The 422-nt window shown below is 58.5% G+C and carries 1 protein-coding gene; it reads right to left on the bottom strand.

Translation table 11 applies throughout. From position 1 onward, the window contains the following. Positions 1-312 (bottom strand): calcium-binding protein (locus tag F1193_RS16945; protein WP_170263744.1); only part of this gene is annotated, 312 nt, incomplete at its 3' end. Between the last annotated feature and the right edge of the window lie 110 nt (positions 313-422).

Raw genomic sequence — 422 nt, 5'->3', positions numbered from 1 at the left:
GTCGTTGGCGAGCAGGCTCGCAGCCGACAGCACCAGCGGCGTCTCCTCGTCGGTCGCCGCAAGGTCGTTGTGCGCGATGGGTGCGGAGTTGATGCTGTTGATGACCTCAGCTCTTGTTAAATAGGTTCCGTCGTCGAATTGAATAACTTGCGGTCCCCAGGTCGAACCGTTGAAATAGTCGACGAGCGTAACCCGATCGCCCGCGATCCCGTCGCGCAATATCAGTTCGCCATTGGCACCCTTTTCCATCGTGACGGCCTGTCGGGTGATGCCAGGGCCGAGCACGAGGATGCTTCGGTCTTCAGTATCCACGTTCCCGTGGATTTCGATCGAGCCGTACCCCTTAGAGCCTGACCCAAAAGGGTGTTGCGCCCGGCATGGTTGCATGATTCACCGGTCTCAGAGTTCTGGGACGGTGATTT

Origin of the sequence: Blastochloris sulfoviridis (assembly GCF_008630065.1) — a bacterium.
In the GTDB taxonomy this organism is placed as follows: domain Bacteria; phylum Pseudomonadota; class Alphaproteobacteria; order Rhizobiales; family Xanthobacteraceae; genus Blastochloris; species Blastochloris sulfoviridis.
The sequence above is the reverse complement of the archived record's forward strand: the minus strand, read 5'-3'. Positions and strand labels throughout refer to the sequence as shown.